15 protein-coding genes are annotated in these 15,073 nt (G+C 42.0%); 5 read left to right on the top strand and 10 right to left on the bottom strand.

The genetic code is table 11. The annotated features are described in order from the left end of the window. Positions 1–11: 11 nt before the first annotated feature. The 5 genes from EAX61_RS02295 to rnpA all read right to left on the bottom strand — a co-directional run bounded on the left by EAX61_RS02295 (position 12) and on the right by rnpA (position 3,394). Positions 12–1,634: a S41 family peptidase gene (locus EAX61_RS02295; RefSeq protein ID WP_121916047.1), complete on the bottom strand. Its 1,623-nt coding sequence runs from the start codon at positions 1,632–1,634 to the stop codon at positions 12–14. 61 nt (positions 1,635–1,695) lie between these two features. Further along, entirely contained in the window at positions 1,696–1,989 is a 294-nt protein-coding gene (locus tag EAX61_RS16735) for a type II toxin-antitoxin system RelE/ParE family toxin (protein ID WP_121916046.1), read from the bottom strand. Further along, a complete protein-coding gene (locus EAX61_RS02285; RefSeq protein WP_161555175.1) occupies positions 1,982–2,209 on the bottom strand; it encodes an addiction module protein in 228 nt (75 codons plus the stop codon). The genes EAX61_RS16735 and EAX61_RS02285 overlap by 8 nt, the downstream gene beginning before the upstream one ends. Beyond that, positions 2,206–3,024 (bottom strand): DUF4349 domain-containing protein, encoded by an 819-nt coding sequence (locus EAX61_RS02280; protein WP_121916044.1) that lies wholly within the window; start codon positions 3,022–3,024, stop codon positions 2,206–2,208. Before EAX61_RS02280 ends, EAX61_RS02285 begins: the two co-directional genes overlap by 4 nt. After that, on the bottom strand, positions 3,005–3,394 hold the full coding sequence (gene rnpA, locus EAX61_RS02275; RefSeq protein WP_121916043.1) for a ribonuclease P protein component: 390 nt from the start codon (positions 3,392–3,394) through the stop codon (positions 3,005–3,007). The genes EAX61_RS02280 and rnpA overlap by 20 nt, the downstream gene beginning before the upstream one ends. Positions 3,395–3,510: 116 nt before the next feature. Here rnpA and EAX61_RS02270 point away from each other — a divergent pair, with 116 nt between their 5' ends. Beyond that, the gene (locus EAX61_RS02270) at positions 3,511–3,876 is read left to right on the top strand and encodes a S24 family peptidase (protein ID WP_121916042.1); all 366 of its coding nucleotides are present in this window, start codon (positions 3,511–3,513) and stop codon (positions 3,874–3,876) included. Continuing rightward, positions 3,873–5,144 carry a Y-family DNA polymerase gene (locus EAX61_RS02265; RefSeq protein ID WP_121916041.1) on the top strand — a complete coding sequence of 424 codons (1,272 nt, stop codon included), beginning with the start codon at positions 3,873–3,875 and terminating at the stop codon, positions 5,142–5,144. Before EAX61_RS02270 ends, EAX61_RS02265 begins: the two co-directional genes overlap by 4 nt. Positions 5,145–5,217: 73 nt before the next feature. Here the strand turns inward: EAX61_RS02265 and EAX61_RS02260 are convergent, their stop codons facing one another. From EAX61_RS02260 to EAX61_RS02250, 3 genes are read right to left on the bottom strand one after another with little or no spacing between them, the layout of a single operon-like run. After that, entirely contained in the window at positions 5,218–7,062 is a 1,845-nt protein-coding gene (locus EAX61_RS02260; RefSeq protein ID WP_121916040.1) for a M1 family metallopeptidase, read from the bottom strand. 3 nt (positions 7,063–7,065) lie between these two features. After that, positions 7,066–8,739, bottom strand: coding sequence for a S8 family peptidase (locus EAX61_RS02255; RefSeq protein ID WP_121916039.1), 1,674 nt, complete (start codon positions 8,737–8,739; stop codon positions 7,066–7,068). Between the two features lie 9 nt (positions 8,740–8,748). Next, positions 8,749–9,606 carry an MBL fold metallo-hydrolase gene (locus EAX61_RS02250; protein ID WP_121916038.1) on the bottom strand — a complete coding sequence of 286 codons (858 nt, stop codon included), beginning with the start codon at positions 9,604–9,606 and terminating at the stop codon, positions 8,749–8,751. A 244-nt stretch (positions 9,607–9,850) separates the two neighbouring features. On the opposite strand from EAX61_RS02250, the gene EAX61_RS02245 reads away from it, so the two are divergent. Beyond that, positions 9,851–11,734, top strand: coding sequence for a cation:proton antiporter (locus tag EAX61_RS02245; protein WP_121916037.1), 1,884 nt, complete (start codon positions 9,851–9,853; stop codon positions 11,732–11,734). A 74-nt stretch (positions 11,735–11,808) separates the two neighbouring features. Then, positions 11,809–12,171: a hypothetical protein gene (locus tag EAX61_RS02240; protein ID WP_147448318.1), complete on the top strand. Its 363-nt coding sequence runs from the start codon at positions 11,809–11,811 to the stop codon at positions 12,169–12,171. Positions 12,172–12,182: 11 nt separating this feature from the next. Here EAX61_RS02240 and EAX61_RS02235 read toward each other — a convergent pair whose 3' ends face one another. Both EAX61_RS02235 and EAX61_RS02230 read right to left on the bottom strand, forming a co-directional pair. Then, positions 12,183–13,529, bottom strand: coding sequence for an MATE family efflux transporter (locus tag EAX61_RS02235; protein ID WP_121916035.1), 1,347 nt, complete (start codon positions 13,527–13,529; stop codon positions 12,183–12,185). 188 nt (positions 13,530–13,717) lie between these two features. After that, positions 13,718–14,221, bottom strand: a complete 504-nt coding sequence (locus EAX61_RS02230; RefSeq protein ID WP_121916034.1) for a GNAT family N-acetyltransferase — start codon at positions 14,219–14,221, stop codon at positions 13,718–13,720. Positions 14,222–14,267: 46 nt separating this feature from the next. Here EAX61_RS02230 and EAX61_RS02225 point away from each other — a divergent pair, with 46 nt between their 5' ends. Then, positions 14,268–15,062, top strand: coding sequence for a universal stress protein (locus EAX61_RS02225; protein WP_121916033.1), 795 nt, complete (start codon positions 14,268–14,270; stop codon positions 15,060–15,062). Positions 15,063–15,073 lie beyond the last annotated feature (11 nt).

Below are 15,073 nucleotides of genomic sequence, written 5' to 3'. Positions count from 1 at the left end.
TTGATAACGGGTTATTTTAAAATTTTCTCATAACGACTAGCGTTTCTGAGTACGTCCAGCGCTTCGGCGATTTCTTTGTTGTTTGCGATTTGGTATTGGTAGAGTCCGTCGCGATAGAAATAGCGTTTTACCAGTTCGTCTTCTAGCAGGCCTTGTATTTCGGCACGTTTTGCGTCAAGTTCGGCGTCTTTGGCGCTGTCTATTTTGGCTTGGATTTGAGTGACTAGGCTGTTAACTTCGTCTTTGAAATCATCTTTTTCAGCTTGAGTAAGCGCTTTCGCGAAAGCGGTCTCCGTATCTGTCTCAAACTCAAAACCAGTGTTCTTCAGGAATTTCTTGAAGTCCGAATAGTCGCTGTCCGTAAATTTAAATTCGCTCAAATCACTAAACTGGTTCTCGTAGTAAAATTTGGTCGCGTATTCAAAAATCGCATTATCCTTAGCCAGCGCGGTGGTAATAGAGCTCATCTGAGCGCTCTCGACCTCGATGTCTGGAAACACTCCACCACCGTCAAAAACTTTTCGACCGTTCTTGGTTTTGAACTCGTTGTAGTCCTCTGTGTTTGTACGCACGGCATTACCTTTTTCATCACGGTTCCAGTAGTCTAGTGCCTGAATGCATCGCCCGCTAGGCGTATAATATCTGGAAATCGTCACCTTTAGCGAAGTCCCGTAGGTCAATGGTTTAGGACGTTGTACAAGGCCTTTTCCAAAACTACGCGCGCCCACAATCACGGCACGGTCATAATCCTGCAATCCTCCAGAAACAATCTCACTCGCCGAAGCGCTACGTCCATTAACCAGCACCACCAGCGGAATTTCTGTATCTACAGGCTCATTCTTTGTCACATAAGTTTTATTGTATTTTTTGACCACAGATTTTGTGGTGGTAATTACCTCGCCCTTCGGTAAAAACAGGTTACAGATGCTTATGGCTTCTCTTAAAAGTCCGCCACCGTTGCCTCTCAGGTCTAGGATGATTTTTGTCGCTCCGTCGGTTTTGAGACTCACGAGCGCTTCCTTCACTTGCGCTGAAGCTTTGCTATTAAATTTTGTAAGTACGATATAGCCCACATCATCCCCGATCAATTGGTAAAACGGTACGGCATCTACCTCGACACCTGCTCTCTTTATAGTGGTTGTTGCCACTTTACCTTGTCGCTCATAAGCTACATCTACGGAGCTTCCAGAGCTTCCTTTGAGCAGATCTCCTGCGTCGCCCTCGTAACCTTCGACCGTGACGTCGCCTATTTTTACGATTTTGTCGCCAGCTTTGAGTCCGGCTTTATCTGCTGGATATCCTTTTCTGGGCTCGACTATGGTGAGGATGCCGTCTTTGTTGCGTACGGTAGCGCCTATACCGGAGTAATTCCCGCTTCGGTTGATTTTTGCATCCTCTACTTCCTGTTCGGTCCAGTATTTTGTGTACGGGTCTAGTCCTTCCAGCATTCCCTCGATGGCGTTGTCCATCAATTCGGCCGGATTTGTTTCGTCCACGTAATTCATATTGAGCTCCTTGAACAGCTCTGTGAAAATTTCGATTTGCTTTGCAATTTCAAAAAAATCGTTCTGGAAACTCACCGTTCCGAAGAACGTTGCAATGGCGAGAATGGGGATGATAATTTTCTTTTTCATTTGATTCTTTATTAAATATCTGCGAAGGCGGATATCTCATTTACTTTATAAACTTATTCTTTCATCTAGGTTTCTCGTCTGGATTCATCCTTGTTGCGAACACAGAAAAAACGATAACATCGCTAGCCTTAACTATATATATTATAACGTACGGGAATTTTTTTAGTACTGCTTGTCTGTAAGACTTATACCTCTTTTGATAGTGTAGAGGATACGCCTTTATATAGTGCAAATACTCATCTAGTTCTTCTAAAAAAGCATCCCCCAGACCAAATTTTCTGCCGTTTAACCAATCCACGTGGTCTTTAATTTCTAGCTTTGCTTCATCTCGAACAACAAGTTCATATTTAGGCATCTTTACTAATGCTTTTCTTTACATCTTCCCAAGAATGCGACATTCCTTCTCCTGCCTCGTAGCGCTCCATACGCTGGTCAAGTTCGCGCTTTTGTGCATCTGACAAATTATAAGGTTCCTGTTCTTCTCTGAGATGGTTCACAAAGTTGTCCAGCCCTTCGAGTAAAGAGTCATCTGCCTCTTGGACAATTCTCGATAGTTTTTCTTTTAACTTACTCATTTCTTCTTCTTTTTCTTCATCCAGCGTCTCGTAAAGAAAACGCCTAAGGCCACTAAGATAAGGAAAGGCCACACGTGTAGCAAACCAAGGAAAAAGGTAGAAATACCGTTCCATCCACTTTTGAGCGCGTTTACGATTTTTGAACCGTAGGACTGGCTGGTCTTGGTCTCCACGCTGTTCTTGTAAAACGCAATGTTTATCGTGCTCATCGAGACCTTATTCTGCAAATATTTTAATCTACCCTGTGCGCTTTCTATTTCCTCGCGTATTTGTGCGAGTTCGCGCTCTATCTCGAGCATTTCTTTTACGTTTTTGGCTTTCGCCAAAAGAGCCAAATACCGATCTTCAAGCGCATTCTTAGCCTTGAGCCTCGCCGTGACATCCACAAACTCTTCAGTAACATCTTGTTGTTTTATGGTCTTTTCGTCAAAATAATCTACCCCTTGCGCAATCGCATCTATCGTACGCTGAAAGTTTTCGGTTGGGACTCTTACGGTGATGTTCTGGTAGACTTGATTGTAGTTTTTTCCGCTTTGGTCATTCTGTACATAGCCGTTTGAGACTTGGATGGCCTGCATAATTCTTGCGTATGTCTTTTGTAAATCTTGGGTTTCAAAACGGAGGTTTCCCGTCTTGATGATTTTAAGGTTTTCTTGCTGGGGTCGCACCACTTCATTAACAGGAGGTGGTGGAGAATTGAGGTCGGAAGCAGATGCTTCGGCTGTCTCATAATCTTCGGAATATAATCTGGACTCGTTTGTGTTTTCGCACGAAAGTGCTAGGAATAGCAGGCAACTAAGAAGGAGTAATCGCATCGTTAAATCGTTTTAAGAGTTTTACCATCGCCTTAGAAACTTCGTGTTGTGTAAGTTCCTCACGGCCCGTATAGATAATAAGCATAACAAATGTCGTGCCTTTTGTGTCTATCACTCCTTTATTTAAACGATATGCCTCTCGCATCAAGCGTTTTATACGGTTTCGGTGCACAGCGAGTTTAAAATTGCGCTTAGATATGGAAACGCCCACTTGCGCCTGTAATCTCAAATCCTGAGTTTCTGGCGAAAGCTCCTCGGGCAAATACACCATCCTGAGCGGATACGATTTTACAGACCTTCCCTCTTCAAAAAGTCGCTCGATACGTTTTTTTGATTTTAATTTTTCTCGTTTTGGGTAGGTGTTGCGCATTAAGGGCAAAGATAGTTTTAAATCTTAAGGACGAGAATTGTTCTTATGAGTGAAAACAGCGCATCAAATGTTGGAAAAAACGCAATTATTCGGAATATTTCCTATAATTTTGAACTATGGAAGAACTCGAAATCGTTAAGATTAAACGCGCCAAAGCAAATTATGGCGGGAACATCTCTATGCAAACGGGTTTTCCCAGTCCTGCCACGCATTATCTGGAGCCCACCATAGACCTTAACCGCGCGCTGAGCAATTGTGCAGATGCTACGTTCTTTATTAGAGTCAAAGGGGAAGCTTGGAAAGATTTCAATATTCACAAAAACGATGTACTCATCGTAGACCGTTCTATAACCCCTACGGCAAATGCGCTCGTGCTGGCTATTATTGAAAAGGAATTTCAAGTGAAGCGATACAGCGAGCTCATTGACATTGAGTTTGAACTATGGGGTGTCATTAACTATATCATACACAAACCGCAATGATAGCAATGGTAGATTGTAATAGCTTTTATGCTTCTTGTGAGCAGGTCTTCCGGCCTGACCTCAAAGGGAGGCCTATTGCTGTTTTGAGCAACAATGACGGCTGTATCATTGCCAAAAATGCCGAGGCCAAAGCCCTAACCCACATCAATTATAAAGAACCACTTTTTAAGATTAAACATATTCTTAAGGCCAATGATGTGACAACCTTTTCTTCCAATTACACGCTGTATGGAGATTTGTCTAAACGTGTGATGAATGTCCTGCGGGAATTTTCGCCAGATGTAGAAGTCTATAGTATTGATGAATCTTTTCTTAATCTGGAAGGGTTCACACATCTGGACTTGGAAGACTATGGAAAGCAAATTAAAGAGCGCGTATATCGCCTCACGGGAATTCCTGTAGGTGTGGGTATTGCGCCGTCCAAAGTGCTGGCAAAATTGGCTAACAGAATGTCCAAAAAAATCCCTAGATACAATCACGTATGTGTCCTGCAAACCGAAGAAGACCGCATCGAGGCGTTGCAATGGGCAGAAGTGAAAGATATTTGGGGACTAGGTAAAAAACACCAACAGCGCCTTCAATCCATAGGGGTTTATAATGCTTATCAGTTTAGCAAGCTTCCGGTTACGTGGGTACGCAAGGAAATGACTGTGGTGGGAGAACGATTATGGCGCGAACTCAATGGAAAATCTTGTATTGCTTTTGAAACGCTTCCGCGAAAGAAAAAGGGGATAGGGACGGCAAAGTCCTTTGGTAAGAAACTATCCGACCTCAGCACCATAGAAGAAGCCTGCGCCTACTACATCGCCGAGGTCACCGAAGTCCTGCGTGCGCAACGTTGCGCCACTTCTTGCTTGCAAATATTTCTTACGACCAACTATCACAGCGCTTACGACAGCCAGTACGCAGATAAGGTCACCATAAACCTTCCCATTCCCACAAACAATACGTTTACTTTAATCAAAGAAGGGAAAAGCGCCTTAAAAAAGATATACAAGGAAGGATATCGCTATAAGAAAGTAGGTGTAAATCTGCTTGGCATCGTCCCCGAAGATGAGATTCAAGGTAATCTCTTTATGCCTTGTACTTCTAAAAGTGATGCGCTGGTCAAAACCGTAGATTCCATAAATAACCGCTACGGAAAAGCCACCATAAGCTCCGGCCGAAGTGGCACAAAAGTTAGTAAAAAGCAATGGGAGCTCATTAAAGAGGAGCGCAGTCCGAGGTTTACTACGCAGTGGGATGAATTGCTGGAAATTGGTGGTTAATTGAATTCAAATAAAAACCTCAGCACTTATGTACTGAGGTTTCTTAAAATTTCGCGAAAGCGTTATCCTAAAATTACTTCTTCCACATATTATTCTCGCGATTAATATCTGCCATTAATCCTGTAGGATCAATCATCAGGGCATCAATTTTGCTCAAAGGAGCGTCTATTGTAAAAGTGTACGTAGGATTTGTCCACGGCCAATCTTCCAGTTGTGTTCTCGGTACGTTTGGCGTAGGGTTTTCCTTTTCGGCGCGCATCATTCTTAATGGGATGTAATACGACTCGTCCTTGTTGCCCATTTTTACGTATAAATCTATAGGCATAGGCATAAGTCCAATACGCTCTAAGGTAATTTCGGTTTTTCCGTCTTTCTCCTCTACTCCTTTTATGGCGTAGTCTATGGTATTTGTAGTTTGCGTCCAATCTTGTAAGTACCAATCTAATTGCATTCCTGAAACTTTCTCAGCTGTACGTTTGATGTCGTTTGGCGTAGGATGTTTGAAAGCAAAATCATCAAAATATTTTTTCAAAGTCTTGTCCAGATTCTCCTTCCCGATAATGTATCCTAGTTGGCTCAAGAAAATTGATCCTTTGCTATATGCGGCTACGCCATAGGCAAAGTTGCGCTCGTAACGGTCTGCGTGAGTGGTTTGTGGTTGTTCAAAACCGCTGGCGACTAATCTATAATATCCGTTATAAGAACCTGCAACCGGATTATTTGCATTTTTATTCATTATCTCATCTTCGGCCATAGAGGATATGTATGAAGTAAATCCTTCGTCCATCCACTCGTGCTTTGCCTCGTTAGAGGCTAGCAAAAACTGAAACCAAGTATGCGCCATCTCGTGAGCAGTTACTCCAAAGAGGCTGTCAAAATTACGCTCGCCTGTTATCAGAGTACACATCGCATACTCCATACCGCCGTCTCCGCCCTGTATCACGGAGTATTGCTTGTACGGATATTCTCCTACGTGCTCATTAAAGTACGTTAAAAGCTCCGCCGTTTTGGGCTGAAGTTTTTTCCAATTTTCGGCAATTTCTGGATTACGCTTGTAGAGGAAATGCAATTCAACACCATTGTCTGCAGTAAGTCTATCGTGTATGTAATCTGGGTCTGCAGCCCACGTAAAATCGTGCACATTAGGCGCAAGAAAGTGCCAAGTGAGCTTTCCTTTTTTCATTTTTCCAGGTTTTACCCCTTCATTTTGATAGCCGTGACCTATTTCATTGTTATTCTGCAAGTATCCTGTCCCACCTATAGTATAATCCCCGTCAATGGTGATTTTTACGTCAAAATCTCCCCAAACGCTGTGAAACTCGCGAGCGATATAAGGATGTGCGTGCCAGCCTTCAAAATCATACTCGGCCATTTTAGGATACCACTGTGTCATTGAGAGCGCTACGCCTTCGGCATTGTTACGGCCACTGCGACGGATCTGCACAGGAACCTGTCCTTTGAAATCCATATCAAAAGTAACGCTCTGTCCAGGCGCAATAGGTGTCGCAAGTTTAACTTCAAGTACGGTTCCGGCAACTTCATATTGCAACGGTTTGCCGTCTTGCTTTAAACTGTTTACTCTCATAAAACCGATTTCATCTGGCTTGAGCTTGCTTATGCGATCCTTTACTCTTCCGTCAGGATCTGCAATGTTTCTAGAACGCACGTCCATCTCACTTCCAGGCTGAAAAGCGTTGAAGTAAAGGTGATAAAATACCTTGTCCAGCGTGTCCGGTGAGTTGTTTGTGTATACCAATTTCTGAATTCCGTCGTACTGGTAATTATTCACATCCATGTCGATTTCCATCTTGTAATCGACGTGTTGTTGCCAGTATGCGGTATTGTTTTGTGCGTATGAGTCCGCTTTCGCGAAAGCGAAAAAAACCACCACCGCAACTACTTTAATTAGATTATTCATTTTTTATTTCTGTAAAGATGCCAGTTTAAAGGCGTTATACATATTTACCATCGTTCCCGATTTAGACAACGCGCTGAACTTTGCGCTATTTGCAGGATCACCCCCTACAACAACCGAAGTTCCCGTTGTTAAACCACTCTTCATAATGATTTCTTTGATTCTATTTGCCTTGATGTTAGGGTAATAACTGCGCAACATTGCTGCCACACCAGCCGTGTTAGGTGACGCCATAGACGTTCCTTGTAAGAAAGAATAGGTATTATTAGGTGTCGTTGCCCAAATTTTTACTCCTGGTGCAAAAACGTCTACATTAGACTTCCCGTAGTTTGAAAAAGAGGCAACGACATCACTTCCGTATTTAGGCCCTATTGCACCTACCGTGAGGAACGTGTCTGCCATTTCGGTTACGTTATCAAGCTGATCGTTAGGATAAACTCTGTTTGTAGGATCGTCTAGTGAAAGCCCTTCATTACCTGCTGCGTTTACGATGAGTACATCATTTTTTGCAGCATACTCAATCGCTTCATAAACCCACTCCGGGTTTTGAGCATAGTATTTTCCGAACGAAGTGTTGATCACTTTTGCTCCATTATCCACTGCATATCGTATGGCGAGTGCAATATCCTTATCATACTCATCTCCGTCTGGCACAGCACGCAGTACCATCAAACGAATGTTATCATTTGCAACACCATTCATCCCGATACCGTTATCACGTTGTGCTCCAATGATACCAGCCACGTGCGTCCCGTGACGGGCGCCTTCAGGGTCTGGGCCTATGACATTGTTGTTTCCGTAACCGCGAGTGTTCCAATTGTAAGGATCGTCACCTAATACCGTTCTGTAATCCTTATCTAAGAAAAAGTTATTGCTTAGCTGATCGCTGAATTTATCTATCTCCTTTTGTAAAACATCAATAAATTTAGGAATGGTCTCCTCGTAGTTGAGCATTTGAGATAGAAAGCCTATGTGGTTTTGCATCTCAGCATCTGGGTTTTTGATTCCCTTAAGCTCCTCTGCGCTATAATCTTCTTTTCCTAGTTCTTTAACAACGGCAGGGTGTGACCTGTTAAGTTGCGCCATAATCTGATCATAACGCTGCTTTGTTTGTTGCACCTCCGTCACTTTTTCTTCGTGCTCTGCAAGTGCTTTTTTATACGTTTGGAAGATTTCTTTTTGATTTGCAGGAACATCTGCAATTGTCTTTCCTTTAAACTGCGCATCGTAGCGACGGATGATACGTCTAAATTCTAGGTGCTCTTCCTCGATATCTCCTAAGAAGTTCCAACCGTGGATGTCATCTACATATCCATTGTTATCATCATCTTTCCCGTTGCCCGCAATCTCTTTTGGGTTTGTCCAGATTTTATTTTTGAGATCTGGGTGGTTAATATCAACCCCACTGTCAATTACCGCAACAATTACTTTTGATCCAGATTTTCCTGGAAGTAACTCTGCGTAGGTCTTCTCTACACTCATTCCTGGAATGGTATCTGACACGAGATCTTTATAACTCCAGGCTTTTTCTTCGGCTTCGGAGAGTGATCCTATCTTAAGCGGATTTGTGTCCACATTTTCCACAGGAACTGTTACCAGAGGAGCTGCAGAGTCACAAGCGGTAAACAGCGCTGTGGCTGCCGCGAGTATCATCAATGATTTTGCTGTATGTAATTTCATAAGTTAAGTTTAAAATATTTCGTTTATAGTAAAAGTATCTTTAAGACGTACACCTTTTTCTGTTTGTTGTACGGTAATGATTTCATTGTGTGCGTCGTGTTCAAGCCAGAGATAGTAGCCTTGATCTGCCGCTGTATTTAGGAAAATCTCTTTTTCATCTAGTGTGAGCAGAGGTCTCGTATCATACCCCATCACAAATGGTAATGGTAAGTGTCCCGCTGTAGGCAGTAAATCTGCCATAAAAACGATAGTTTTATCTTGGTATGTGATATGCGGAATCATTTGCTTTTCGGTATGCCCATCGGCAAAAAAGATGCCGAAATCCAACTCCGATCTTTTTTGAAACTGACCCCCCTCTCTTGATATGAATTTAAGCTGCCCACTTTCTTCCATAGGCAACAGATTTTCTTTTAAGAAAGATGCTTTCTCGCGACGGTTAGGCTGTGTGGCCCATTTCCAGTGATTTTCATTTGTCCAGAACGTTGCATTTTTAAATGCTGGTTCATATCCCGTGTGGTCCTTATTCCATTGCACTGAACCACCACAATGATCAAAATGGAGGTGCGTCATAAACACATCTGTAATCTGATCGCGATGGAAACCGTACTTTTTTAAAGAAGCGTCTATGGAATGATTTCCCCACAGATGATAATATCCAAAAAACTTTTCAGATTGTTTGTTTCCCATCCCCGTATCAATTAGAATCAACCTGTCACCGTCCTCTATGAGCATACACCTTGCGGCGATATCGATCATATTATGAGCGTCTGCGGGATTCGTTCTGGTCCATAAAGATTTAGGCACCACGCCAAACATCGCGCCGCCATCAAGCTTAAAATTTCCTGCTTCTATCGGGTAAATCGTCATAGGCTTTATGGACTTAAAGGGAGCGTTTTTGAGCGTGTGGTTTTATTCTTTTTTAATACGCTTTCGCGAAAGCGTAAAAAACATCCAAAAAAAAGGCTTTGTTTTCTCCCGTAAAAATCCCTGCAAAATAACGAAAATGCGCTTTTTAGCAGGGCAGTGCGCTTCCTTTTTAACAAAGATTTGTAACTTCACGAATTACCGAAATAGCAGAAAAAGACTAATATCGCAACCAAACTAAAGACCAATGTTAGAACTCGCCGGAATTATCATCTTGGGAATTATTGCACAATGGGCCGCCTGGAGACTCAAGCTCCCTGCTATTTTGCCCCTCTTGCTCATCGGACTTTTTGTAGGGCCTATTTCAACGTTAATTTCTGAGGATGGTACGAAGTGGATACAGCCTATCTGGAATGGCGAGGAAGGTCTTTTTCCTGGTGAAAGTTTGTATTGGTTTGTGTCACTAGCGATTTCCATCATTCTTTTTGAGGGTGGACTTACGCTCAAACGTGATGAAATAAGAAATGTAGGTCCCGTAATCACAAAGCTTATCTCTATAGGGAGTCTTGTAACCTTTGTGGGAGCAGGTCTAGCCGCGTATTGGATTTTTGGATTAAGCCTTCAGATTTCTTTGTTATTTTCTGGACTTATAATTGTTACGGGGCCCACGGTAATCTCGCCTATTCTCAGGAATGTGCCGTTAAAAAAAGATATTTCTACGGTATTAAAATGGGAGGGGATTTTAATTGATCCCATAGGGGCGCTCGTTGCCGTATTAGTATACGAATTTATAAGCGTAGGAGAAGGTGCGGCCTTTACGAAGACTGCGCTTATTGAGTTTGGGAAGATTGTACTTTTCGGGAGTACTTTTGGGTTTACTTTTGCCCACGCGCTCGCTTTTATTGTTAAGAAAAAACTTGTTCCTCACTACCTGCTCAACGTATTTACTCTAGCCGCTGTGCTAGGCGTTTTTGTGATGTCAGACCAGTTTGCACACGAGTCAGGACTTCTTGCTGTTGTGGTAATGGGAATGGTGCTCGGTAACACAAACCTTCCTAACATCAAAGAGCTTCTCTACTTTAAAGAATCTCTTTCTGTGTTACTTATTTCAGTATTATTTATACTGCTGTCTGCAAATATGAATCTAGAAGATCTTGAACTGTTGTACCGCTGGGAAACGGCCGTTCTCTTTCTAGTGGTAGTATTTGTCATTAGACCCATCGGTGTGTTCTTAAGTACATACGGGTCTGACTTACAGCTCAACGCAAAGCTTTTTATAAGTTGGGTCGGGCCTCGTGGTATCGTGGCGGCAGGTATTGCCTCGCTTTTTGGGTCTAAGCTTCTTCTAAAAGGAGAACCTGGCGCAGAATATATTACGCCTCTTGTTTTTATGATTGTATTAGGCACCGTATTACTCAATGCAACCACGGCGCGGATTTTTGCCAAAATGGTAGGCGTATTCCTCACTAAATCTGAAGGCATCCTAATCATAGGCGCATCAGAAATGCCTCGTCTTATCGCAAAGTATTTACAAAAAAATGGACGTCACGTGGTACTGCTGGATAGTAACACAAATAATGTGAGTACTGCAAAAGAAGCTGGTCTTACCTCTATGGAAGCCAATATTTACTCCGACGATCTCACGGCAGATATAGAACTCAACGATATAGGCTATTTAATGTCTCTTACTGGAAATAGCGAAATCAACAAATACTCCATCAACCGATTTAGACAACAGTTTGGAGAAAACGGAGCATATCGCTTGATTTCAAAACGAGAAATGGATAATGCAGCACAGGTTCCTAAAGAAGGATTATTCTCTGCCACAGATGATTTTATCAGTATGACAGAAGTTACTCGTAATTATCCTTCAATTAATGAAATAGAGATCAACTCGGCAGACGATTATCGTAAGATCTCTGAGGTTATCGCCAAAGACGAGGATATGGTGCCTCTGTTTGTAAAGGAAAAAGATGGTACCATCGATATTATAAGCTCTTTTGTACAGGAACTTGAACTAAAGTCCTTTGAAAAGTGTAAAATTGTTTACCTGGGAAAAATCCTAGAAGATAAGCAATTACAGGAGCTTAGTTTAGGGGAGGAAAAGGTTGTTGAAAAGATGGAGGAGTAATTTGTTTCAATTTTATGAGTTTTAAAATCAAGTATCTTTTATCCTCTCTAATGCTTATTTGGTGCTTTTCATGTGTGCCGGATCTGACTTGCAAAGATTTTAAAACAGGAGAGTTTTACATTCCGAGCCTTGAACCTAATGTTGAGCAATACATTGTTTATCGCGAGTTAGGAAGTCAAACAGAGTGGAAAAACAAAGCCAATAATGGTAATGCTATCTACGAAAATATCTCTTGGATAGACGAATGTTCATATAATCTGACTTTTGATACGACTCGAATGAAATTAAACGAAACCCAGCAAATCATTAATAATGCTGGTGGCATCGTTGTTGAAAATAAAAGTATAAATGGAAACTGTATGCTTTATGTTGCTAGGATGACCGTAAAGGACAATAAGGATATTATACAAGAGGGAACTATTTGTAAAAAGAAATAAAAACCATTCCTTCAACTATCTGAGCAATTCATCGCCAGCCTATAATACTTCTTACGATAGAAGTATATAAGCGCCAGTGCTCTAAAAAGCATCCAGACCACAAAGGCAATCCAAATCCCTATAATTCCCCAACTAAAATAATCTCCTAAGTATAAGGTGGGGACAAAACCTATAAAAGTTGCAATGAGCAACGTATTTCTAAGCCATCCCATTTCTCCTAATCCCTTAAAAATAGCATCCAGTGTAAAAGCAAGTGCGTTTATAGGTTGCATCAAGATGACTACAAAGAAAACGCTGTAAAACACGTGCAAAACTTCTTGCTCGTTGCTAAAAATTCTCCCCAGGGGATAATATAACAGCCCACAGATTATCATTAATCCTAGTGCCACAATAAAGTTGTAACCCACCACTTTTTTTGTGAGTTCCCAGAGCGTTGTATAATCCCTTGCGCCTAAGAGGCGACCGCTTAATAGGTTTCCGGCGGCACCATAGCCGTCCAGAAAGAATGCGGTAAATAACCAAATGTTAGCCGCAATGGTGTGTGCGGCAACCGTTGCGTTTCCTATGTCAGTAGCTTCTCTTACAGCGAGAACTAGCGCAACATTAAGTGCAAAGGAGCGCACAAAAAGGTTTGCGCTCATAGAAACTAATCGTTTTATCTCTGGATGCAACGGAAAGCGTAAATGTAGTGAAATATCAGTTTTCACAAGCAGGAGTATCATCGCTAGCAAAGCCATAACGCCCTGAGAAATTAAACTCGCCCAGGCAGCACCTTTTACGGCCATTGCTGGTACAAACCCTTCCACTCCATAGACGAGCAGGAAGTCCAGTCCGATGTTTAGACCAGCCCCTATGATGGCAACGATCATAGGCCAAAACGTATTTTGTAACCCTCTAAATATCCCAAATACGGCAAATGTGAACAAGGTGAGTGGAAATCCCCAAACTCGAATGTTGTAGTAGTCTATGCTCAGATCTAAGACCATTCCTGAGGCATTGAGCAAAATAAAGATTTCCTCAACAACAAAGTAAGTTCCGCCCAACACAATAAGACTCAAGAGAATATTAAAGTAAATTGCCTGTGCTGGGAGGACTTTAATGTCTTCTATTTTTCCCGCACCTAGATTCTGAGATACGATTGCCGAAATCGCACTACGTGTCTGTCCTAAAATCCAAATAAGCATCGAAAGAAACGATCCCACAATCCCTACTGCTGCCAAAGATTCTGTACTAAAGTTTTCCATATTCCCGACCACCGCGGCATCTGTACTCGACAAGATAGGCTCTGCTATTCCTGCAATTATTGCTGGTATCGCCAGTTGCTGGATACGTTTAAAGGAAATATCTATTTTAGACAAAGGTTGTGGTTTTTTAGAAGGTGCAAAGGTAGGGTTTTAAGGGACGTAGGAACGACCTGCGCTGCGCTAGGTTGACATAGGACGTAGGACTAAGCTCAATGCAAAAATCAAAGCTTTTCATTATTTCCTTAGTCTTATGTCATACGTCAGATTGCGCTAGGAATCAAGATCTACATCATACCCGCAAACTAACTCAAGACGTGCTCATAACAATAAAATGGATGCTCACTCTGCTTAGGAAAATAGATGTTTCCCAGCTTTTGGAAGCCTAACCCTTCATAAAATTTTTGGTTGCGTTTGTTCTGGGAGAAAGTGTCCAGACGTATGGAGGTTGCTTTTTTTGCTTTCGCGAAAGCGTAAACATACTCCATTAATATATGTGCGTTTCCCTGTCCCTGATGCTGGGGATGTACCGCTAGCCTGTGAATGTAGAGGTTTTTTCCATCTGGAGTGAGCCACTGGATATCATCATACTCGGCATCCTTAAATGTTGAGATTACGAGTGTTCCTATGATACTTTCTTGTTCTTTAAGCACATAGAGTTCTTTGCGTGCGATATCATTTTCAAAGGCCTCTTGGGTGGGGTAATGCTCGTTCCATTGATAAATGTTGCGGGCTATCATTTCTCTTGCGCACGCTCTTGTAAGAGATAGAATTTCAGGGATTTCAGACATTTGTGCGGGTACAATCACAGATATAAAGTATTTTTGCTGTCGAAAGTAACATAATCTTTTCCAGATGAAAAATATTCTCGTTCCTATAGGTTCTTCAAAAGGTGCTGTAAACACACTACAATATGCTATAGATCTCGCACAGCTAGTAGATGCAAATGTGTATGTCATTTCTGTTTTCCAAGAATTCTCAAAAGCGGGTAGTGCCACAAAACTCAACACTATCCTAAAGGAAGACTCAGAAAACCGATTAGACGAGGTGGTAAGCAAAGTAGACCACAAAGGCGTTTCTGTAGTCGCACACCCCATAAAAGGCGGTGTTGTAGATGGTGTAGAGCGTTTTAATAAGCACGTTCCTGTGGACCTGATGGTGTTGTCGCCACGCAGTAATTCTATACGAGAGGAAGTTTACTTGGGAAATACAACAGGAAAACTTGTAAAAGGAACTAATATTCCCGTGCTTATAGTCCCTGACAACGAGGCGTTTTCCGAGCCCTCTCAAATCCTAATGGCTTTTAAGAACGGAAATTTTGATAAGAAAAAACAGCTGGAGCCTTTGCGCAAAATCCAAAAACATTTTGGTACAGAGGTACATCTCCTTCACGTAGATACTCCAGAGAGTACTGAAGAGATGCAAGGTTTAAGTGAAGATCTAAAAGCGATGAGTAGTTCTTATACAACGACCTCTAATGCAACCACCTATCAGGGTGTTCTTGAGCATTTTCAGAACATCAATCCTGATATGGTTTGTGTGGTGCGAAGAAAACGTGGTTTTTTCAAAAAGCTTTGGGAAAAAAATGTAGTTTTGAAAAAGGAATTCTTTACTTCAAAACCGCTTTTAATATTGAGAGTTCAAGAATAGGTTTTTTCGCT

This window comes from Dokdonia sinensis, from assembly GCF_003688895.1.
In the GTDB taxonomy this organism is placed as follows: Bacteria; Bacteroidota; Bacteroidia; order Flavobacteriales; family Flavobacteriaceae; genus Dokdonia; species Dokdonia sinensis.
This window is presented reverse-complemented; position numbering and strand designations above follow the sequence as displayed.